The sequence below is a fragment of the Nonomuraea antri genome (genome assembly GCF_013283785.1).
GTDB lineage: Bacteria > Actinomycetota > Actinomycetes > Streptosporangiales > Streptosporangiaceae > Nonomuraea > Nonomuraea antri.
In genome coordinates this window covers 1-19,718 of record NZ_JABCPZ010000110.1, presented here as the reverse complement: position 1 = coordinate 19,718, position 19,718 = coordinate 1, and the positions used below count along the sequence as shown (strand labels likewise).

The following is a 19,718-nucleotide window of genomic DNA, read 5'->3' as shown; positions in this document are numbered from 1 at the left end:
TGGACATGACCGGCGCCCCTCTGATGTCCTCAACAGCATGGCACCACAAAGGGGGACAATGTACGCATATCTCCAGCCGGAGTCGCCACCCAGGCGACGCCGGCGGCGCAGGTGGCCGTGGATCGGCGCGGCGATCCTGGTGCCCGTCGTCGCGGCGGGCGGCGTGATCTGGGCACTGCGTACCGAGGGCGCGCCGGAGGAGACGGCCGACCGCTACCTCGCCGCCTGGTCCGCGGGCGACTACGGGGAGATGCGCAAGCTGGTCGCCGACCCGCCGGCCGACTTCGAGACCCGCCACCGCCGCTTCCTCACCGGGCTCAAGGCCACCGGCGCGGCCTTCGACCGGCCCGTGTCCACGGGCGTCTTCGCCGACAACGGCCCGGACGACAACGGCTTCATCGGCTTCCAGGCCAAGGTGACGGGCAAGCGCGACTGGGACTACGGCGGACGGCTCAAGCTGGTCGAGCACGAAGGCGCGTGGAAGGTCGACTGGAGCCCGGCCACCCTGCACCCCGAGCTCACCAGGAGCCGGTCGATCCGCCTGGTCACCGAACCGGGCGACACGACGCCGGTGCTGGCCGCCGACGGCACGACGATCAGCGGCCCGGACGCCCCCGGCTCGGTGCAGCAGCTCGTCGAAGGCATCAAGCAGACCTACCCCGACCGCTTCGGCACCGGCACGAAGAGCAGGATCGAGCTCGTCCAGGGGGACGAGGTGATCAGGACCCTGGTCGAGCCCGGGACCAAGGAGCCGGTCAAGACCACGATCGACCTCAAGGTGCACCACGCGGGCGCCCAGGCGCTGGAGGACGTTTCCAAGCCCGCCTCGCTGGTGGCGCTGCGTGCCTCGACCGGGGAGATGCTGGCCGTGGTGAACAAGCCGGGCGGGTTCAACCGGGCGCTGCTCGGCAAGTACCCGCCGGGCTCGACGTTCAAGGTGGTGACCGCGTCCGCGCTGGTCGCCGACGGGGTCGAGCCGGGTCAGCGGGTCACCTGCCCGGCGGAGAAGAACATCGGCGGCTTCCCCTTCCACAACGCCGGCTTCAAGGACTACGGCACGCTGTCGTTCCAGGACGCGTTCGCGCACTCGTGCAACACCACGTTCGGCGAGCTGAGCGTGGCCGACCTGAACGGGGGCCGGCTCGGCGAGGTCGCGGAGAGCTTCGGCTTCGGCGTCCCGATCAAGCCGGGGGTGCCCGCGGTGCGTGCCGAGTTCCCCGCGCCCAAGGACGACACCGACCTGGCCTCGGCCTCGATCGGCCAGGGCCGGGTGCTGGCCAGTCCGCTGAACATGGCCTCGGTGGCGGCGGCCATCGCCTCGGGCGCGTGGGTGCCGCCGCGGATCACCACCGGCGGCCTCGCGCCCGCCGACCAGGCGCCGCGTCCGCTGGAGCAGGACGTCGTCGCGGCGCTGCGCAAGCTCATGCCGGCCGTGGTCACCGACGGCACCGCGCACGCCGCCCGCTTCCCCGCGGGCGCGGCGGGCAAGACCGGCACCGCGGAGTACGGCTCGGGCAAGGAGCCGCCGGCGCACTCGTGGTTCATCGGCTACCGGGGGGACGTGGCCTTCGCGGTGATCGTCGAGGGCGGCGGCGCGGGCTCGGCGGTGGCCGCCCCGATCGCGGCCCGCTTCCTCAACGCCCTGACCTGACCCGCCCCGACATGGCCTGACCCGGCCCGCCCCGACATGACCCGACCTGGCCGGTTCTCAGCCGGCCTTCCTGTCGAGCGGCGCGGTCAGCGCCGCCACGGCGGCCACCACCTCGGACGCGTTGGCCAGGTCGGGCAGCACGATGTCGGCCCCCGCCTCACGCAACTCGCCCGCCATCGACCGGCCGGAGGCCACGCCGATCATCGCCGCTCCCCCGATCTTGGCCGCCTGGACGTCGCGTGTGGAGTCGCCGATCACCACCGTGTTGGCCGCGGTGAACGGCGTGCCGAGCCGCTGCTTGGCCCGCCCCTGGGCGACCTGCAGCAGCGTGGCCTTGGGGTAGACCTCCTCGCCGTAGCCGCCGATCGCGAAGTCGATGTGCTTGTCGAGCCCGAACGCCTTCAGCTTGTGCACCGCGTTGCCCTGGATCGTGCCGGTCAGCACCGACTGGATCACGCCGTCGAGCCTGGCGACCGACTTCAGCGCGTCCTTGGCCCCGGGCATCATCCGGCCCTCCTTGGCCAGCCGGCCCCGCCGGTCGGCGAAGGCCAGGGCCAGCGCGGCCAGGAACCTGGGCAGGTGGTCGTCCTCGGCGACGACCCCGTTGACGGCGAGCGTCTCGAAGATGATCTCCGAGTCGGGACGGCCGTGCGGCGGGACCAGCTTGACCAGCGGGCGCCCGGTCACGGCGCGGAACGCCTCGGCGTAGGCGTCCCTGGTCACGATCGCGACGTCGACCAGCGTGAGATCGACGTTCCAGAGCACAAGGCGGTTGATGGCGGCCTCCAGGGTGGGACCCTGCAAGAGTACGGCCACCGCCCGGCGCGAGGCTCGCCCCCGCACGAAATCAGCACAACCCGGTCCCGGGCCCGATCCTGGACTCAGGCGTGGTCGAGCGCCTCGGCGAGGGTGTCGACGACCGGGAACCCGGTCTCCGCCAGCTCGGCCCTGGTGGTCATCCCGCCGGTGTACAGCACCGCCCGGGCGCCGACGTGCCGCGCGGCCAGCCCGTCGTCCACGCTGTCGCCGATCACCAGCACGTGCCTGGCGTCGACGCCGATGGCCGCCAGGTGCGCGGCCATGTGCGCGGCCTTCTCGCCGCCGGTGGTGCCGTGCAGCCCGTCGACGCGGGTGAAGTGCCGGGTGATCCCGAACGACTCCACGATCGGCACCAGGTGGCCGTGCGGGGCCATCGAGCACAGCGACTGGGTGCCCGTCCAGCTCATGAGTGACAGCTCGGCGTCGGCGGCCAGGCCGCAGGCGGCGCTCAGCCGGAAGTAGTGCTCGTGGAAGCCGGTGTCCAGCAGCTCCCACTCGCCCTCGTCGAGCGGACGGCCCAGCATCCGCTCGTAGGCGACCCAGATGGGACGGGTGTAGACGGCGCGGAAGCCGTCGGCGGTCATCTCGGGAAGCGCGTACGGCCTGAAGACTTCGTTCGTCGCTCCGACCACGGCATCGATGTCGTGGAAGAGCGTGCCGTTCCAATCCCAAATAATGTGCTTTGTCATGTCACTACCAGCCTAATCGGCCCGAGTGACACTCCTGCTCACGCCCATGAGGGCCGCGGCCGGCCGCGGCCCTCATGGCTGACGACGGCTACCTGCAGGCCTTGCCCGTGGTGCCGCTGCCGTACTGGCCGCCGTTCCCGCCGCCCCACTGCACGGCGGCGCCGCCCCAGGCGCACATGTTGTTGGCCCAGAGCATGTTGCCCCAGTGGCGGCCGCCGTTGCCCTTGCGGAAGGCGAACCGGTCGTGCCTGCCGTCGGCGGTGTAGAGGTTGATGCTCCCGCTGACCGAGGAGGCCGTGGAGATCTCGATCCAGTTGGTCTTGCACCTGCCCGACCACATGAGCTTGATCGTGCCGACCTTGCCGTTGATTTTGCTCTTGATCGCCGCGGTCTTCACCACGCGAGCCGAGTTGCCGCAGCCCGACTTGTACGGGTCCTGGTGGTCGTACGGCTTGGCGGCGGCCTGGGCGCTCACGGGGGTGACCGCCAGGACCGCGGTGGCCACCGCGCCGATGACACTTGCCGCGACTCGTACCTTCACGTTGAACCGACTCCTTCTGTCAGAAGCTAGGACTCGGTCAGGACCTTAGCGAAGATCCGCACGACCCGTGCGCCGCCCGCCGTCCCCGGCCGCTACGACCCCAGCAGGTCCGGGATCTCCTGGGTGGCGTACCACATGAGCTCGTGGGCCTCGGCGCCGTCGACGGTGAACCTGGCGTCGTCGTCGCCCGCGTCGGAGTCGGGCAGCGCGGCGATGGCGGCCTTGATGTCGGGCATCGCGTCGAGGTCGTCGATGTGCACCGCGGCCACCTTGGCCATCGGCACGGACTCGGCCAGCCGCACCCTGGCCCGTTCGGCCAGGTCGACGCCCATTGTGAGCACGCCGTCCGGCACCTCGGCGGCGACGACCACGCGGCGGGACGCGGCCGGCACGCCGTCGGCGTGGTCGGCGGCCAGCATCCGCAGCGAGGCACGCGCGGCCTCGGTGAGTGCGACGTATTCGAGTTCCTCGGTGTCTCCCGAGGCGTACCACTCGGTCAGCGCGGGGGTCACCGCGTAGCCGGTCAACGGGGCCGGGCCGATCTCCCCCGCCTCGACCGCGCGGGCCAGGGCCGGGAGAGTGCACGGCAGATAGACGCGCATCACGAACCTTTCAGAGCATGCAAGGGCTCTATCATGCCCGTCTCAACGGGAGTCGGAGGAGAGACTCGAGTTCCGCGATGGTCGTGTCCGCGTCCCTGTGGTGAATTCCGGCGATGCCGAGGCCGCGCGCGGCCACGATGTTGGCCTCGATGTCGTCGATGAACACGCACGCCTCGCCGGGTAGCGCGACCTGGGCGAGCGCGTGGTGGAAGATGCGCGGCTCCGGCTTGCGCATGCCGACCTCGCCGGAGATCACGATGGCGTCGAAGAGGTCGTGCCACTCGTCCCTGGGATAGGTGTTGGACCAGGAGTTGGACAACAGGCACGTCTTGAGCCCGTTCTTGCGTACGTCGCGCAGCATGTCGTACATGGCGTCGACCCGCTCGAACCCCAGGAACATGCGGTCGAGCAGGCCCTCGGCCGCCGGCGGCACGCCGTCCACGGTCAGCAGCCGGGCGGCGAGGTCGCGCTCGAACGCCGCGCCGTCGAGCTCGCCGCGCTCCAGCGCGTGCACCACGCTCTCGCCACCGCCGCCGTAGGCGGCCTCGATCAGCTCGCGCATCACGGCCCGGTAGTGCTCGGCGTCGATCCTGTCGGCCTCGATCCACTTGGCGATGGAGACGGAAAGGCTGGTCGTCAGCACTCCACCCCAGTCAATGAGCACACCTTCGACCACGACCGCCTCCTCGCTCAGAATCCGGTTCTAGGATAGAGCGTCACGGAAATGGCTTTTACCCCGGCCAGGCGGTAATTGACGCGATATAAACCCCAAAAAAGGGTGCCGGAAATATCCAGCTATGGTGACCGTCCAGCGTAGGTACGCTCCCAGAAGGGACCGCCGTGCGGACGACGATCCTGATCACCTCCGATGAGTTCATCGCCCCGGGACTCGAGCTTTTCGACCTCGGCCCGATCTTCCCTGGTGGGCCAGCATGGCTCACCAAACCCGTACTGATCGCAATGCTCAGCGCGATCATCATCATCGCCTTCTGCTGGGCGGCGTTCGCCAAGCCCAAGATGGTGCCCCGTGGCTGGCAGAGCATGGGCGAGTACGTGTACGACTTCGTCTACGTCCAGATCGCCCGCTCGTTCCTGCGGCCCAAGGACGCGGAACGGTGGATGGGCCTGCTGCTCACCATCTTCCTGACCGTGCTGGTCTGGAACCTGATGGGCGTCATCCCGTTCATCCAGTACCCGGTCGCCGCCAACGTCACCTTCCCGGCGGCGCTGGCGATCATCGTCTACCTCGTCAAGGTCTACCTGGCGATCAAACACCACGGGCTGCGCCCGTGGCTGAAGGAGATGCTGGCCCCGGCCGACCTGCCCAGATGGGCCATCGGGTTCTTCGCCCCGCTGATGTTCGCCGAGGTCTTCATCAACTCGCTGTTCACCCACTTCATCCGGGTGTTCGCGAACATGTTCGCCGGGCACGTGCTGCTGGCCTTCTTCAGCTCGCTCGGCTTCTGGTTCCTGTTCGAGAAGCTGACCCCGCTGGGCGCAGGCATCGGCGTCATCGGCGTGGTGATGACGATCCTGATGACCGCCTTCGAGATGTTCATCCAGTTCCTGCAGGCGTTCCTGTTCGCCCTGCTGACCTCGATGTACCTGGCGAGTTCGCTGTACAACGAGCACTAATCGGCGGCGGACTCGACCCTGGCGGCCAGCCGGCGGTGTTCCGCCGAGCGCACCACCTTGGCCGCCTCCTCCGCCGACGCGACCGGCGGCCCGGCCAGCAGTCCCTTGGCGTGCTTGAGCTTGAGCAGCCTGGTGACCGACTGGTCGAGCCGCTGCGCGGAGATGCGTCCCGACTTCACCGCGGCCAGCACCGCCCGGTGCGCCGTGGGGAAGTCGTTCGGCATGAGCAGCAGGTCGGCGCCGGCCAGGATGGCGCGCACCGCCACCTCGCCGTCGCTGTACTTCTTGCGCACGCCGGCCATGTTCAGCGCGTCGGTGGAGATCACGCCGTCGAACCCGAGCTCCTGCCGGAGCAGGCCGGTCAGGATGGGCTTGGACAGCGTCGCCGGGTCGCCGGACGGGTCGAGCTTGGGGAAGACGAGGTGGGCGCTCATGATCGTGTCGACCCCGGCCTTGATCGCGGCCTTGAACGGCGGCGCGTCGATCTGCTCCCACTGCTTCCTGGTGTGCTTGATCACCGGCAGGCCGGTGTGACTGTCGACGGCGGTGTCGCCGTGCCCGGGGAAGTGCTTGGCCGTGGCCGCCACCTTCGCGTCGGCGAAGCCCTTGACCGCGGCGGCCACCATCCCGGACACCACCTTCGGGTCGTCGCCGTAGGCACGCCGGCCGATGACCGGGTTGCGCGGGTTGACGTTCACGTCGGCGACGGGCGCGAAGTCGAGGTTCACGCCGAGCGCGTGCAGTTCCTCGCCGGTGGCCCTGGCCACGGCGCGGGCGTTGCCGGTGTCACCGGTGTCACCGATGGTCGACGCGCCGGGGAAGTCCGTCATGATCGCGGACATCCGCGAGACCAGCCCGTTCTCCTGGTCGGTGCCGATGAGCAGGGGCACGTCCTTCGACGCCTGCTGCATGCCGTTGGTCAGCTCGACGACCTGGGCGACGCTCTTGACGTTCTGCGGGAACAGGATCACCCCGCCCAGCCGGTACTTGGCGATCACCTTGGCCGGGGTCTGCGCGCCGTACCTGGCCTGGTTCTCGCCCGACACGGTGTCGGCCGTGGTGCCGTACAGGACGGGCATGAACAGCTGGCCGACCTTCTCCGTCACGCTCATGCCGGCCAGCGCCCGCTGCACCGGGCTCTTCTGCGGCGGGCTCTGGTGCGGGCTCTGCGCCGGGGTGGTCGCCGGTCGCGCGCTCGGCGGCTTCATGTCCTGGGCGGGCTGGGCGGCGGGGCTCGCCCCCGCCTGGCCGCCGCCACCGCCGCACGCCGTGAGGGCGAGCGCGAGGAGTCCTGCCGTACCGATCCGTCGAGCGCTGGAAAGCATGCCTCCCAAGGTATCCAGGCGCGGGCGCGCGCGAGCCGTCCGGACGGGAAACGTGAGCGAACTACAGGCCCAGTTTGCCGAGCCCGGGCAGTTGCGCGCGGGCCGCGCCGCGCGCGCGGGCGGCGGTGGCCTGGGAGCGGGCGTGCCTGGCGGCGATCCCGCACTGCTCCAGCGTGTGCGCGGCCAGCGCGGCGCGAACGCCGGGCAGCGCGGCCGGGCTCATCGACAGCGTGGCCGCGCCCATCCCGACCAGCACGCAGGCCATCGCCGGGTCGGCCGCCGCCTCGCCGCAGATCCCGGTGGGCGTGCCCGCCGCGCCGTCGAGCGTGGCCGCGATCAGGTCGAGCAGCGCGGGCTGCCACGGGTCGTGCAGCGCGCTCACCGCGCCGAGCTGGCGGTCCGCGGCGAACGCGTACTGCGCCAGGTCGTTGGTCCCGATCGACAGGAAGTCCACCGCGCCGGCCAGGTCACCGGCGCGCAGCGCCGCGGACGGCACCTCGATCATCACGCCCACGCGGGTCAGGCCGTGCGAGTGACAGGCCCTGGCGAACCAGTCCGCCTCCTCGGGCGTGGCCACCATCGGGGCCATGACCAGCAGCTCGGCCCCAGCACCCGAGGCTGCCGCACCCGAGACTGCGGCACCCGCGGCCGCGGCGGCCAGCGCGGCGAGCTGGGCGTCCATGATCGCCGGGTAGCGCCTGAACAGGCGCAGCCCGCGCTCGCCCAGGGCCGGGTTCGGCTCGGTGGCCGACGGCGGCAGGAAGGCCAGCGGCTTGTCCGCGCCGGCGTCCAGCGTGCGCACCACGACCTTGCCGTTCGGGAACGCCTCCAGCGCGGCCCGGTAGGCCGACTCCTGCTCCTGCTGGGTGGGCGCCTGGCCCTTGTCGAGAAAGAGGAACTCGGTGCGGTACAGCCCGACGCCCTCGGCGCCCCTGGCCAGCGCGGCGTCGAGGTCGGCCGGGCCGCCGACGTTGGCCAGCAGCGGCACCGGGTGGCCGTCGGCGGTGCGTCCAGGGCCGCGTACCGCGCCGACGGCGTCGCGCCCGGCCACGGCCGCGTCGTAGGCCTGCGACACGTCGGAGTCGGACGGTTCCGGGCGCACCTCACCGGTGGAGCCGTCGACCAGCACGTGCACGCCCGGCGCCAGGTGGGTCGCGCCCGCGCAGGCCACCACGGCGGGCACGCCCATGCCCCTGGCCATGATCGCGGTGTGGCTGGTCGGCCCGCCCTCCTCGGTGACGAACGCGGCCACGTGCTCCTTCGACAGCAGCGCCGTGTCGGCCGGCGCGAGGTCGCGGGCGACCAGCACGTACGGCTCCGGGGGATCGCCGGGCAGCCCCGGCATGGGCTGACCGGTCAGCAGGGCCACGGCCCGGTCCCTGATGTCGTTCAGGTCGGCGGCCCGCTCGCCCAGGTAGCCGCCCGCGCCACTGAGCACGTCCCGATATTTCGTGAAAGCTTCGTAGACCGCCCGGGGAGCGGCCAGGCCGTGGTCGATCAGGGATCTCACCTTGACGACCACGCCCGGGTCTTCCGCCATCAGGGCCTGCGCCTTGAGTATCTCCCTCGCCTCGCCGCCCGCCTGGTTGCCGCGCGCCTCCAGTTCGCCCGCGACCTGCGCGAGCGCGCGAGTCGCGCGGTCCTTCTCCGGCTCCGCCTCACCGGTGTACGTCATGCCCTCGGGGGGTTCGGGCACGGAGACGGTCAGGACGTACGCGGGGCCGTGCCCGATGCCCGGGCTGACCCCCACCCCCCGCAGGCTCATGGCGTTCCGGCAATCGCCGCCAGTTCGTCCAGGATCGCCTCGGCGCCCTCGCCCTCGGCACTGATCACGATGGTCTCGCCCTGCCGGACGTCGAGCGCCATGATCGCCAGGATGCTCTTGCCGTTGATCGGGGTGCCGCCGTTGGCCTTGGCCACGGTGATGTCGATCGGGGCCTGCATGGCCCGCTGCACGAACGTCGCCGCCGGACGGGCGTGCAGGCCCACCTCAGCCGCCACGGTGACCTTGCGCTCACCCATGAGCTCCTCCTTCTCTCAGCCGGTCCGGACCAGCCGGACCTAAGCGAATGGCGGCCAGTCGACCGCGGTCAGATCGGCGACCACGAGGTCGGCCCCGGCCAGTTCCTCGTCGGCGTGATTGGTGGCCACGCCCACGCATCTCATGCCCGCGGCCTTCGCCGCGGCGATCCCCGCCAGTGAATCCTCGAAGACCACGCAGTCGGCCGGGCTCGCGCCCAGCCGCTCGGCCGCCAGCAGGAAACCCGCGGGGTCGGGCTTGCCCACCTCGACGTCCTCGGCCGAGACGACCGTGCGGATCAGGTCGCGCACGCCGACCTCGGCCAGCCGTGCCTCGGCCCACCAGCGCCTGGACGAGGTGACCAGGCCGATCGGCGAGCCGTACGCGGCCACCGCGCGCACCAGGTCGGCCGCGCCGGGCACGGGCGCGATCTCGGGCAGACCCGGGTGTTCGTCGTAGCTGAAGACCTCGCGGACGATCTCCTCGACGTCCGCGCCGGGGAACACCTCCGGGATCACGTCTCTGCTTCTCCTGCCCATGAAGGCGCGGACGTCGTACTCGACCTCGTGTCTGTCGAGCAGCATCCGCCACATGGCCATGCTCCGTGCCTCGGTGTTGATCAGCGTCCCGTCCAAGTCGAAGAGCGCCGTGTCTATTCCCATTGGAAGAGCTGATCCCCCACCTGCACCGCGCCGTGGACGACGCCGGTCACGGACTCGGCGAGGGCGTCGAGCGCGACGACCGGGCAGACCGGCGAGCGGCCGCCGGCCTCGATCACGGCGGGGTCCCAGGCGACCACCGGCTGGCCCGCGCACACTCTGTCGCCCTCCGCCGCCAGCAGCTGGAACCCCTTCCCCTTGAGCTGGACCGTGTCGATGCCCAGGTGCACCAGCACGCCTTTGCCGTCGTCCCCCACGATGACGTAGGCATGCGGATGCAGTTTCATTATTTTTCCGGCTATCGGGGCCACGGCCTTACCCGGGCCCCGCAGCGGGTCGATCGCCGTTCCCGGCCCCACCATGCCTGCCGAGAAAACCGGATCAGGCACGGCGGCCAACCCCACAGCTGCCCCCTCAACCGGGGCGAGAACAGTCGTCATGGTCTCGCCCTCTAGCCGATGATGTCCTCGATGTCGCTGGCGATCGTGTCCGCCTCGGGACCCACGACGACCTGCACCACGTTGCCCGCGGCCATCACGCCGTGCGCCCCCGCCGCCTTGAGAGCGGCCTGGTCGACCTTGGACGCGTCATGCACCTCGGTACGCAACCGGGTGATGCAGGGCTCGATCTCGATGATGTTCTCGGCGCCACCGAGCCCTGCGATGATCGCGTTGACATCCGCCGCCATCCGGTCCTCCTCGTCCTCACCCTCCGACCAGGCTAAACGACGTAGCGTGATCAGTCGGTCTGGGTCACCTTGTTCAGCCCGCGCGGCGCGTCGGGGTCGATGCCCAGGCGGCGGGCCAGCGCCTCGGTGAGCAGCTGACCGGGGATGATCAGGCCCATCGGCGCCACCCACTCGGGCAGGTCGGGGCCGTTGAGCGCGGCCGTGCCCGCCTGGGCGAGCGCGGTGCCGCCGCCGATCGTGTAGGCCGCGGCGCCGGCCGCCACCACGCGCTCGGCCAGCGCGACCGTGCCCTGCAGGGTCGGGCTGTTCTCGGCGGCCACCAGCAGCGCCGGGGTGTCGGCGTCGACCACGGCGATCGGGCCGTGCAGCAGGTCGGCGTACGACAGGCCCATGGCGTGCAGGTAGCAGGCCTCCTTGAGCTTGAGCGCGGTCTCCAGCGCGGTCGAGAACGCCAGGCCGCGGCCGGAGACGACCACGCCGGGCTTGTCGAGCAGGCCGTCCACGACCGCGTCGAGGTCGCCGGGCTCGGCGATCAGCTTCTCCACGGCCTCCGGCACGCGCTGCAGGTCGTCGGCGTTCACGCCCGCGCCCAGGCCCAGCGCGAGCACGGCCAGCGCGGCGAGCTGGGTGGTGTAGGTCTTGGTCGCGGGGACGGCCTTCTCCTCGCCGGCCAGCGTGCACAGCGCCACGTCCGCGGCCTGGGCGAGCGGGCTGTCCTCGCCGCCGTTGGTGATGCCGACGGTCTTGGCGCCGCAGTCCCTGGCCCAGGCCAGCGTCTCGACGATCTCCTCGGTCCGGCCGGACTGGGAGATCGCGACGGCGAGCACGCCGTCCAGGTCGAGCTTGCGCTTGTAGGTGGTCGCGATGGACGGCGCGGCCAGCGCGGACAGGCGGCCCGCGTGCGATTCGACCAGGTAGCGCCCGTAGACTGCGGCGTTGTCGGAGGTGCCACGCGCGATGAACAGCAGTTGGCGAGTCTGCTCGCCCACCGCCTTCACCTCGCCGACCCTGGGGAGCAGGGCGTCCAGCGTGGCCCGCAGCGCTCCCGGCTGCTCGGCGATCTCGCTGCGCATCTTGGTGGTCATCTTGGGCTCATCCCTCAAATCTTTGCGGGTCGGACTTGACCGTGTTTCGCGACATGTGGTCTAGTCCGGACTAGACCAGTACGAACCATAGCCCATCGCCCAGGTCAGATCGAGGGGAGGATCCGTGGCGCACATCGATCCGGACAGCCCGGTGCCCAAGTACTTCCAGCTTCGCGAGATCCTGCTGGACCTCATCGACAGCAACGAGCTCAGCATCGGCGCGGCGATCCCGTCCGAGCGGGAGCTCTGCCAGCGGTTCGGCCTGTCCAGGATGACCGTGCGGCAGGCCGTCGACCACCTGGTGTCCGAGGGGCGGCTGCACCGCGTGCCGGGCAAGGGCACGTTCGTGGCCCGGCCCAAGATCGAGCTGGCGCTGCAGCTCACCTCGTTCAGCGACGACATGCGCGCCCGCGGCATGGTGCCCGGCTCACGCGATCTCGACCGGCGGATCGTGCGGGCCAGCGCGCACCTGGCCAAGGAGCTGGGCATCCAGCCGGGCGAGGAAGTGCACTTCATCGAGCGCCTGCGTACGGCCGACGGTGAGCCGCTGTCCATCGAGCGGGCCCACATCCCGGTCAAGCTCGCCCCCGACCTGGCCGACTACGACTTGTCGGAAAAATCACTGTATGAGCTCTTGGAGAGCCGCTACGGCCTCGTCATGGACGCCGGCGAGCTCACCATCGACGGTGGCATCGCCGACCCCAGCGACGCCGACCTGCTGAAGCTGCCGCGCGGCGGCGCCGTGCTGCTGCTGCAGCGCAGGTCGTTCTCCGGCGGCGTCTGCGCGGAACTGGGCGTGTCCACCTACCGTGCCGACCGTTACCAGTTGCGCACCATCCTGGAAATGCCCGTCAGACGGGGCTGAGGGAACTCGCGGGGAGCGGGGCGGATCTTCGCAGCGACGCCGCCCGGCTCCACCGGAGCAGGCCCACTCCCATCCCCCGGAGGAACGCCCGGTGAACGACACCACCGCCGACGCCGCAGCCCGGCCCTCGCCGTTCGCGCGTGCGATGAACGTGCTCCAGCGGCTGGGCCGCTCGCTGATGCTGCCCATCGCCGCCCTGCCCGCGGCCGCCCTGCTGATGCGCTTCGGCCAGCCCGACATGCTGGGCGCCAACGGCGCGGAGCCGGGCGGACTGGCCGACGTGGCGGGCTTCGCCTGGATGACCCAGGTGGCCGACGTGATGGCCGCCGCGGGCAAGGCGTTGTTCGAGTACCTGCCGCTGCTGTTCGCGGTCGGCGTGGCCATCGGGTACGCGCGCAAGTCCGACGGCACCACCGCGCTCGCCGCCGTGGTCGGCTACCTGGTCTTCGACCGGGTGAGCAAGGTGATGTTCTTCGGCTCCGACATCAGGGACACCGTCCTGACCAGGGAGGTCCAGGACGACGGCGTCAAAGAGGTCATCAACTACGGCATCCAGAACCCCACCAACGTGCTCGGCGGCATCGTCATCGGGCTGGTCACGGCGTTGCTGTGGCAGCGCTTCCACCGGATCAAGCTGCCGCCGTGGCTGGCGTTCTTCGGCGGGCGCAGGTTCGTGCCGATCATCACGTCCATCGTGGCGCTGCTGCTCGGGGTGCTGTTCGGCTGGCTGTGGCCGGTGCTCGGCGAGTGGATCAGGCACGCCGGCGAGGCGCTGGCCGCGATCGGGCCGATCGGCACCGGCATCTACGGCCTGATCAACCGGCTGCTGATCCCGCTCGGCCTGCACCACTTCGTCAACTCGGTGGTCTGGTACGTGGTGCCCACCTGCGACGTCGGCGGCCGGGTGCTCGGCGGCGACTGGAACTGCTACTTCGGCGGCGACCCGGTCTCCGGGCAGTTCATGGCCGGGTTCTTCCCCGTCATGATGTTCGCGCTGCCGGCCGCCGCGCTGGCCATGTGGCGGGCGGCGCCCCCGCACCGGCGGGCCACGGTGGGCGGCATCATGTTGTCGGCCGGGCTGGCCTCGTTCGTGACGGGTATCACCGAGCCGATCGAGTTCGCGTTCATCTTCGTCGCGCCGCTGCTGCTGGTGGTGCACGCCGTGCTGACCGGCCTGGCCATGGCGCTGACCACGCTTATCGGCGGCCAGCTCGGCTTCGGCTTCTCCGCCGGGCTGCTCGACATGCTGCTGAACGCCAGCAAGTCGAACACCCAGAACTTACCCGGCATCCTGGTGCTCGGCCTGGTCTACGGGGTCGTGTACTACGTCGTGTTCACCTTCCTCATCCGCAGGCTCAACATCATGACGCCGGGCCGAGAACCCGAGCCCGACGTCGATTCGGGCGAGACCTAGCCCGTTTCCCCCTGTGGTGGCGTGGTAGAAACCCACCATCCCCCGTGAACCGCATGCGGGGGTGGATGCTGTGGGCTCGGCCTGGTCGTCGACGTTCGCCGTGCTGCAGCGCGTCGGGCGCTCGCTCATGATGCCGATCGCGGTGCTGCCCGCCGCCGGCCTGCTCTACCGCTTCGGCCAGGACGACCTGCTCGGCAAGGACGGGCTCGGCGGCGTCCTGCCCTGGCTGCTGCCCGTCGCGCAGGTGCTGGCCGCGGCCGGCGGCGCGCTGTTCGACAACCTGCCCGTGCTGTTCGCCATCGGCGTCGCGATCGGCTTCGCCCGCAAGGCCGACGGCTCCACCGCGCTCGCGGCGCTGGTCGGCTACCTGGTCTTCGACCGCGTCACCAAGAGCCTGTTCTTCACCGCCGGCCAGGGCGCCGTCTACGACAAGGTGCTGGTCACCGCGGTCGAGGACGGCGAACCCCGGCCCATGCTGGACATCGGCGCGCAGAACCCCACCGGCGTGCTGGGCGGCATCATCATCGGCATCCTCGCCGCCGTGCTGTGGCAGCGCTTCTACCGGATCAAGCTGCCGGCCTGGCTGGCGTTCTTCGGCGGGCGCAGATTCGTGCCGATCGTGACCGCCATCGCCGCGCTGGCGCTGGGGGTGCTCTTCGGGCTGCTGTGGCGTCCGGTGGGCGACTGGCTGGCGGGCGTGGGCGACTGGCTGTCCGCGCACGGCACGATCGGCACCGGCATCTACGGCGTGGCCAACCGGCTGCTGATCCCGATCGGGCTGCACCACTTCCTGAACACGATCGTCTGGTTCACGCTGCCGGAGTGCCGGGCCGGCGTGCAGGGCGCCACCAGGGACGCGGCCGGCGACCTGAACTGCTACTTCGCCGGGGAGCAGGGGGCCGGCATCTTCATGACCGGGTTCTTCCCGGTGATGATGTTCGGCCTGCTCGGGGCGGCCATCGCCATCTGGCGCACGGCGCTGCCGCACCGGCGTCAGGCGGTCGGCGGGATCATGGTCTCCGCCGGGCTGACCGCGTTCATCACCGGCATCACCGAGCCGCTGGAGTTCGCGTTCATCTTCGTCGCGCCCATGCTGTTCGCCGTGCACGCGCTGCTCACCGGGCTGTCGATGGCGCTGATGGCGGAGTTCGGGGCCAGGCTGGGGTTCACGTTCTCGGCCGGCGGCATCGACATGCTGCTGAACGCCAGCAAGTCGAACACGCACGAACTCGGCCTGATCATCGTCTTCGGGCTGATCTACTTCGTCGTCTACTACCTCCTGTTCACCCTGCTGATCCGCCGGCTGAACATCCCCACGCCCGGTCGCGAACCCGAGGAACAGGCGGTGCGGGACACGCCATGATCCCTGGGTTTGCGGGTGCCCGATACGGCGACCGGCCGGTGCCCGAAAAGCGCGAAGCGGGAATCCAGGTCGAAAGAATCTTCTCCATTTAACCGGGCAAACCGCGGCGGAAATTCAACAAGTTGGCGGGAAATGTATCTCCGGCCCGGGCCGGAAACTCCTTATTACGAATTCTCTTTCCCCCCGGACGACCCCCTGGAGCGCGCATGTCCTCTCCGTCCCGCCTCGGTCTCCCGCCCGTTTCCGAGCCTTCGTACGACGCCCGGCGCCGCGCCCGCACCGACGGGGCGCTCGCGCTCAGCCCCTTGGTCTGGGGACCGCCTGGCGCCATCCCGGACGAGCGGCGGCTGCGCCACCTGGGCCAGGCCCTGGCCGAGGTGCTGACGGGACGGCGGCCGCCGGAGAGCGTCGCGGACCGGCTGACCGACCGCGCCTACCGTGAGCTCGTCCGGGCCGGCACGATGATCGAGTCCAGCCGTCCGCCGTTCGTCGGCTGCCCGCACGTGAAAGAGCCCAGAGAGGGCGCCGTGGAAATGTGCGTCATCGTGCACTGCGGCGAACGCAACCACGTTCTCGCGGTACGCCTGGAAAGGCGCGGCGTGCAATGGCTGTGCACCGACTTCGAAACGGCCTGACGACGTCCCCGGCGCGTGTCCGGAACTCTGGCACGGCGGCCAGAGTAAGAGCGGACGTCAGCGGGTACAAGGCATATCCCCGAAGGCGAGGAGGGAACATGACCCCTGGGTGCGGCCAGTGCTCGTGCTCTGACCTGCTGACGATCGGCACTCCCCCACGGTGGACGGTCCTCCAGGTCGAGTGAGATCCGACTGAACCGAGGCCCCGGGCCTGCGCTGCGGGCCCGGGGCCTCGCACGGCCCGCCCACGCCACGGGAAAGGCGAAAGGCCCCCGCCCCCGTTCTCGGGAGCGAGGGCCTCACTGCGCCTTCAGGCCCGGCTCAGCCGGCGTTCTTCGGGTCGCCGTGGCAGCGCTTGTACTTCTTGCCGGAACCGCACGGGCACGGCGCGTTGCGCTCGACGTTGCCGTACGCCGCCCGCTCCGCCGAGGTCGTGCGGACCCGCGTGTGCTCGACGTCGCCCTGCTCGCCGGGAGCGGAGTATTCGAGCTCGGCGGGCCGCTCGGGCCCGCGCAGGCCGCGCGCGATGATCGAGCGGGTCTCGGCCAGGACGGCGTCCTCCTCCTCGACGATCGGGTTCTCCTGAACCTCGACCTCGAGGTTGAACAGGAAGCCGACGGAGTCCTCCTTGATGCCTTCCAGCATCGCGGCGAACATCTCGAAACCTTCGCGCTGGTACTCGATCTGCGGGTCCTTCTGCGCGTAGGCCCGCATGCCGATGCCCTCGCGCAGGTAGTCCATCTCGTACAGGTGCTCGCGCCACTTGCGGTCGAGGACCGACAGGATGACGCGGCGCTCCAGGTCACGCGTGGTCTCGGGGCCGAACTGCTCCTCGCGCCTGGCGTAGGCGTCGAGCGCGTCCTTCTTGATGCGGTCGCTGATGAGCTCGGCGCTCAGCTCCTCGCGGCTGCCGGCCTCCTCGACCAGGTTCTCGATCGTGACGGTGACCGGGTAGAGCTCGCCGAACGCCTTCCACAGCTTGTCGAGGTCCCACTCTTCGGCGAAGCCCTCGGCGGTGGCGGCGCTGACGTAGCCGTCGATCACGTCGCCGATGAAGCCGCGCACCTGCTCGTGCAGGTCGGCGCCCTCCAGCACGCGGTGGCGCTCGGCGTAGATGACCTTGCGCTGGCGGTTCATGACCTCGTCGTACTTCAGAACTTCCTTGCGGATCTCGAAGTTCTGCTGCTCGACCTGGTGCTGGGCGGAGGCGATGGCCTTGGAGACGATGCCGGACTCGATCGGCTGGTCGTCGGGGATGTTCAGCCGCTCCATGATCATCTGGACCCTGGCCGAGTTGAACAGGCGCATCAGGTCGTCGCCGAGCGACAGGTAGAAGCGCGACTCGCCGGGGTCGCCCTGACGGCCGGAACGGCCGCGGAGCTGGTTGTCGATGCGGCGCGACTCGTGGCGCTCGGTGCCCAGCACGTACAGGCCGCCGAGCTTGGTGACCTCGTCGTGCTCGGCCTTGACGGCCGCCCTGGCCTTCTCCAGCGCCTCGGGGTAGGCCTTCTCGTACTCTTCCGGCGTCTCGAGCGGGTCGAGGCCGCGCTGGCGCAGCTCGAGGTCGGCGCGGAACTCGGAGTTGCCGCCGAGCATGATGTCGGTGCCTCGACCGGCCATGTTGGTGGCGACGGTGACGGCGCCCTTGCGGCCCGCCTCGGCCACGATCGCGGCCTCACGCGCGTGGTTCTTCGCGTTCAGCACCTCGTGCTGGACGCCCTGGCGCTTGAGCGCCTTGGACAGCCGCTCGGACTTCTCCACCGAGGTGGTGCCGACGAGCACCGGCTGGCCCTGCTCGTAGCGCTCCTTGATGTCCATGACGACCGCGTTGAACTTGGCGTCCTCGGTCTTGTACACGACGTCGGCCTGGTCCTTGCGGATCATCGGGCGGTTCGTCGGGATGGGCACCACGCCGAGCTTGTACGTCTGGTGGAACTCGTTCGCCTCGGTCACGGCCGTACCGGTCATGCCGGACAGCTTGTCGTAGAGGCGGAAGTAGTTCTGGAGGGTGATCGTGGCGAGAGTCTGGTTCTCGTCCTTGATCTTCACGCCTTCCTTGGCCTCGATGGCCTGGTGCATGCCCTCGTTGTAGCGGCGGCCGTGCAGGATACGGCCGGTGAACTCGTCGACGATGAGGACTTCGCCGTCGGAGACGATGTAGTCCTTGTCCTTCTTGAACAGCTCCTTGGCCTTAAGGGCGTTGTTCAGGAAGCCGACCAGGTGGGTGTGCTCGGGCTTGTACAGGTTGTCGATGCCGAGCCAGTCTTCGACCTTCTCCACACCGGACTCGAGAATGCCGACCGTGCGCTTCTTCTCGTCGACGATGTAGTCGCCGGTGCTCTCCTCGCCGGGATTCTTCGCCTCGACGCCCTTGCGCAGCCGCGGGACGATCTTCGCGAACTCCTGGTACCACTTGCCGGACTGCTCGCCGGGACCGGAGATGATCAGCGGCGTGCGGGCCTCGTCGATGAGGATGGAGTCGACCTCGTCGACGATCGCGAAGTTGTGGCCGCGCTGCACGCATTCCTCGAGCGACCAGGCCATGTTGTCGCGCAGGTAGTCGAAGCCGAACTCGTTGTTCGTGCCGTACGTGATGTCGGCCTCGTACTGCTTGCGGCGCTCGTCGGGCTGCTGACCCGCCAGGATCATGCCCACCTCGAGGCCGAGGAACCGGTAGACCCGGCCCATGTTCTCGGCGCCGACCTGCACCAGATAGTCGTTGACGGTGATGACGTGCACGCCCTTGCCGGACAGCGCGTTGAGATACGCCGGGAGCGTACAGGTCAGCGTCTTGCCCTCACCGGTCTTCATCTCGGAGATGTTGCCCATGTGAAGGTTCGCGCCGCCCATGAGCTGCACGTCGAAGTGCCGCTGGCCGAGCACGCGGCGGGCCGCCTCGCGCACGGTCGCGAACGCTTCGGGAAGCAGATCGTCGAGAGTCTCGCCGTCGGCGTATCGCTGCTTGAATTCGTCCGTCAGCGCCCGCAACTCCGCGTCGGACAGGCCCTTGAAGTCGTCCTCGATGGAGTTGACCTGATCGGCGATCCGCTTGAGCTTGCGCAGGATCTTGCCTTCGCCGGCACGTAGGATCTTGTCGAGAATGGCTGCCACTTTATGTAAAGCTCCTCGCAGGTCTTCCCCGGCGGCGCCGCCAGGAGGAGAGGCCGAGACAAACTTCCCCGTTGCCCATCGTAGGCGGTTCAGCAACCAGACACAGCCACCGTGACGACGAGGCCGCCGGACACGTCTGGGAGAATGGGGCCAAGGCAGAGGGTATGCCGGTTGAGCGTGGCTTCGCAGCAATAGGCGAGATAACCGGCAAGGGAAGGATTTGTGATGGTTGAGGGGAAGAAGTCAGAGCACACGGAGAATCTCGGCAGCCACGGCGGCCGTGCCTCCTCCTGGCTCGCGGTGACCGTGATGATCGTCGGCACCATCGTGTCCGGGTTCGGCCTGACGGCCGCTAACTGGATGCTCATCTGGGTCGGTATCGGCGTGTTCATCGTCGGCGCCATCCTCGCCCTCGTCTTCGACATCGTCACGGATGTCGTGATCGACGCCCCGCGTGTCGGCATGCGCGCGGAAGACCATCGCTGACCGTCCCGAGCACACGGACCACTGAGACACGCTGCCGCCGCGGCGGGCATCAACGAGATGCCCGCCGTTTCTGTTACCACCACGCCCCACCCCGGGCCCTCACCACCTGGACAGGCCACCGGGTCCTCAC

General features: G+C 69.8%; 20 protein-coding genes. 7 read left to right on the top strand and 13 right to left on the bottom strand.

The features are described 5' to 3' along the window. Window positions 1-58: 58 nt before the first annotated feature. On the top strand, window positions 59-1,651 hold the full coding sequence (locus tag HII36_RS30680) for a penicillin-binding transpeptidase domain-containing protein (protein WP_173526765.1): 1,593 nt from the start codon (window positions 59-61) through the stop codon (window positions 1,649-1,651). A 57-nt stretch (window positions 1,652-1,708) separates the two neighbouring features. Here the strand turns inward: HII36_RS30680 and HII36_RS30675 are convergent, their stop codons facing one another. The 5 genes from HII36_RS30675 to HII36_RS30655 all read right to left on the bottom strand — a co-directional run bounded on the left by HII36_RS30675 (window position 1,709) and on the right by HII36_RS30655 (window position 4,978). Continuing rightward, complete coding sequence (locus HII36_RS30675) at window positions 1,709-2,467, bottom strand: HAD family hydrolase (RefSeq protein WP_328807960.1); 759 nt, start codon at window positions 2,465-2,467, stop codon at window positions 1,709-1,711. 65 nt (window positions 2,468-2,532) lie between these two features. After that, window positions 2,533-3,159, bottom strand: coding sequence for an HAD family hydrolase (locus tag HII36_RS30670; protein ID WP_173526764.1), 627 nt, complete (start codon window positions 3,157-3,159; stop codon window positions 2,533-2,535). An 88-nt stretch (window positions 3,160-3,247) separates the two neighbouring features. Continuing rightward, window positions 3,248-3,700, bottom strand: coding sequence for a DUF2690 domain-containing protein (locus HII36_RS30665; RefSeq protein ID WP_173526763.1), 453 nt, complete (start codon window positions 3,698-3,700; stop codon window positions 3,248-3,250). Window positions 3,701-3,792: 92 nt separating this feature from the next. Then, window positions 3,793-4,302, bottom strand: coding sequence for a DUF6912 family protein (locus HII36_RS30660; RefSeq protein ID WP_173526762.1), 510 nt, complete (start codon window positions 4,300-4,302; stop codon window positions 3,793-3,795). A 31-nt stretch (window positions 4,303-4,333) separates the two neighbouring features. Next, window positions 4,334-4,978 (bottom strand): HAD family hydrolase, encoded by a 645-nt coding sequence (locus HII36_RS30655; protein WP_173526761.1) that lies wholly within the window; start codon window positions 4,976-4,978, stop codon window positions 4,334-4,336. A 164-nt stretch (window positions 4,979-5,142) separates the two neighbouring features. Here HII36_RS30655 and atpB point away from each other — a divergent pair, with 164 nt between their 5' ends. Continuing rightward, complete coding sequence (gene atpB, locus HII36_RS30650) at window positions 5,143-5,937, top strand: F0F1 ATP synthase subunit A (protein ID WP_173526760.1); 795 nt, start codon at window positions 5,143-5,145, stop codon at window positions 5,935-5,937. Here atpB and nagZ read toward each other — a convergent pair. The 7 genes from nagZ to HII36_RS30615 all read right to left on the bottom strand — a co-directional run bounded on the left by nagZ (window position 5,934) and on the right by HII36_RS30615 (window position 11,714). Next, entirely contained in the window at window positions 5,934-7,262 is a 1,329-nt protein-coding gene (gene nagZ / locus HII36_RS30645; protein ID WP_173526759.1) for a beta-N-acetylhexosaminidase, read from the bottom strand. The two genes, atpB and nagZ, sit on opposite strands and share 4 nt — an antisense overlap. Before the next feature lie 61 nt (window positions 7,263-7,323). Further along, window positions 7,324-9,027: a phosphoenolpyruvate--protein phosphotransferase gene (ptsP, locus tag HII36_RS30640; RefSeq protein WP_173526758.1), complete on the bottom strand. Its 1,704-nt coding sequence runs from the start codon at window positions 9,025-9,027 to the stop codon at window positions 7,324-7,326. Continuing rightward, window positions 9,024-9,284, bottom strand: coding sequence for an HPr family phosphocarrier protein (locus tag HII36_RS30635; protein WP_173526757.1), 261 nt, complete (start codon window positions 9,282-9,284; stop codon window positions 9,024-9,026). The genes ptsP and HII36_RS30635 overlap by 4 nt, the downstream gene beginning before the upstream one ends. A gap of 39 nt (window positions 9,285-9,323) precedes the next feature. After that, entirely contained in the window at window positions 9,324-9,944 is a 621-nt protein-coding gene (locus HII36_RS30630) for an HAD family hydrolase (RefSeq protein WP_173526756.1), read from the bottom strand. Beyond that, a complete protein-coding gene (locus tag HII36_RS30625) occupies window positions 9,935-10,381 on the bottom strand; it encodes a PTS sugar transporter subunit IIA (protein WP_173526755.1) in 447 nt (148 codons plus the stop codon). Before HII36_RS30625 ends, HII36_RS30630 begins: the two co-directional genes overlap by 10 nt. Window positions 10,382-10,392: 11 nt before the next feature. Next, a complete protein-coding gene (locus tag HII36_RS30620; protein ID WP_173526754.1) occupies window positions 10,393-10,629 on the bottom strand; it encodes a glucose PTS transporter subunit EIIB in 237 nt (78 codons plus the stop codon). 50 nt (window positions 10,630-10,679) lie between these two features. Further along, window positions 10,680-11,714 (bottom strand): SIS domain-containing protein, encoded by a 1,035-nt coding sequence (locus HII36_RS30615; RefSeq protein WP_173526753.1) that lies wholly within the window; start codon window positions 11,712-11,714, stop codon window positions 10,680-10,682. Between the two features lie 124 nt (window positions 11,715-11,838). Here HII36_RS30615 and HII36_RS30610 point away from each other — a divergent pair, with 124 nt between their 5' ends. The 4 genes from HII36_RS30610 to HII36_RS30595 all read left to right on the top strand — a co-directional run bounded on the left by HII36_RS30610 (window position 11,839) and on the right by HII36_RS30595 (window position 15,991). Then, window positions 11,839-12,579 (top strand): GntR family transcriptional regulator, encoded by a 741-nt coding sequence (locus HII36_RS30610; protein WP_173526752.1) that lies wholly within the window; start codon window positions 11,839-11,841, stop codon window positions 12,577-12,579. A 145-nt stretch (window positions 12,580-12,724) separates the two neighbouring features. After that, window positions 12,725-13,993 carry a PTS transporter subunit EIIC gene (locus HII36_RS30605; protein WP_173526777.1) on the top strand — a complete coding sequence of 423 codons (1,269 nt, stop codon included), beginning with the start codon at window positions 12,725-12,727 and terminating at the stop codon, window positions 13,991-13,993. 61 nt (window positions 13,994-14,054) lie between these two features. Continuing rightward, window positions 14,055-15,356: a PTS transporter subunit EIIC gene (locus HII36_RS30600; RefSeq protein ID WP_328807958.1), complete on the top strand. Its 1,302-nt coding sequence runs from the start codon at window positions 14,055-14,057 to the stop codon at window positions 15,354-15,356. 206 nt (window positions 15,357-15,562) lie between these two features. Then, window positions 15,563-15,991, top strand: a complete 429-nt coding sequence (locus HII36_RS30595; RefSeq protein ID WP_173526751.1) for an Rv3235 family protein — start codon at window positions 15,563-15,565, stop codon at window positions 15,989-15,991. A 321-nt stretch (window positions 15,992-16,312) separates the two neighbouring features. Here the strand turns inward: HII36_RS30595 and secA are convergent, their stop codons facing one another. Continuing rightward, complete coding sequence (secA, locus tag HII36_RS30590) at window positions 16,313-19,102, bottom strand: preprotein translocase subunit SecA (protein WP_173526750.1); 2,790 nt, start codon at window positions 19,100-19,102, stop codon at window positions 16,313-16,315. Between the two features lie 225 nt (window positions 19,103-19,327). Between secA and HII36_RS30585 the strand changes: the two genes are divergently transcribed. Beyond that, a complete protein-coding gene (locus tag HII36_RS30585) occupies window positions 19,328-19,588 on the top strand; it encodes an HGxxPAAW family protein (protein ID WP_173526749.1) in 261 nt (86 codons plus the stop codon). Window positions 19,589-19,718 lie beyond the last annotated feature (130 nt).

Bases quoted from the DNA above. Each gene is read 5' to 3' on its own strand.
- HII36_RS30680 (WP_173526765.1), top strand. From the start codon at position 59: ATGTACGCATATCTCCAGCCGGAGTCGCCACCCAGGCGACGCCGGCGG.
- HII36_RS30670 (WP_173526764.1), bottom strand. From the start codon at position 3,159: ATGACAAAGCACATTATTTGGGATTGGAACGGCACGCTCTTCCACGAC.
- HII36_RS30660 (WP_173526762.1), bottom strand. From the start codon at position 4,302: ATGCGCGTCTATCTGCCGTGCACTCTCCCGGCCCTGGCCCGCGCGGTC.
- nagZ (WP_173526759.1), bottom strand. From the start codon at position 7,262: ATGCTTTCCAGCGCTCGACGGATCGGTACGGCAGGACTCCTCGCGCTC.
- ptsP (WP_173526758.1), bottom strand. From the start codon at position 9,027: ATGAGCCTGCGGGGGGTGGGGGTCAGCCCGGGCATCGGGCACGGCCCC.
- HII36_RS30635 (WP_173526757.1), bottom strand. From the start codon at position 9,284: ATGGGTGAGCGCAAGGTCACCGTGGCGGCTGAGGTGGGCCTGCACGCC.
- HII36_RS30630 (WP_173526756.1), bottom strand. From the start codon at position 9,944: ATGGGAATAGACACGGCGCTCTTCGACTTGGACGGGACGCTGATCAAC.
- HII36_RS30625 (WP_173526755.1), bottom strand. From the start codon at position 10,381: ATGACGACTGTTCTCGCCCCGGTTGAGGGGGCAGCTGTGGGGTTGGCC.
- HII36_RS30620 (WP_173526754.1), bottom strand. From the start codon at position 10,629: ATGGCGGCGGATGTCAACGCGATCATCGCAGGGCTCGGTGGCGCCGAG.
- HII36_RS30615 (WP_173526753.1), bottom strand. From the start codon at position 11,714: ATGACCACCAAGATGCGCAGCGAGATCGCCGAGCAGCCGGGAGCGCTG.
- HII36_RS30605 (WP_173526777.1), top strand. From the start codon at position 12,725: ATGAACGTGCTCCAGCGGCTGGGCCGCTCGCTGATGCTGCCCATCGCC.
- HII36_RS30595 (WP_173526751.1), top strand. From the start codon at position 15,563: ATGTCCTCTCCGTCCCGCCTCGGTCTCCCGCCCGTTTCCGAGCCTTCG.
- HII36_RS30585 (WP_173526749.1), top strand. From the start codon at position 19,328: ATGGTTGAGGGGAAGAAGTCAGAGCACACGGAGAATCTCGGCAGCCAC.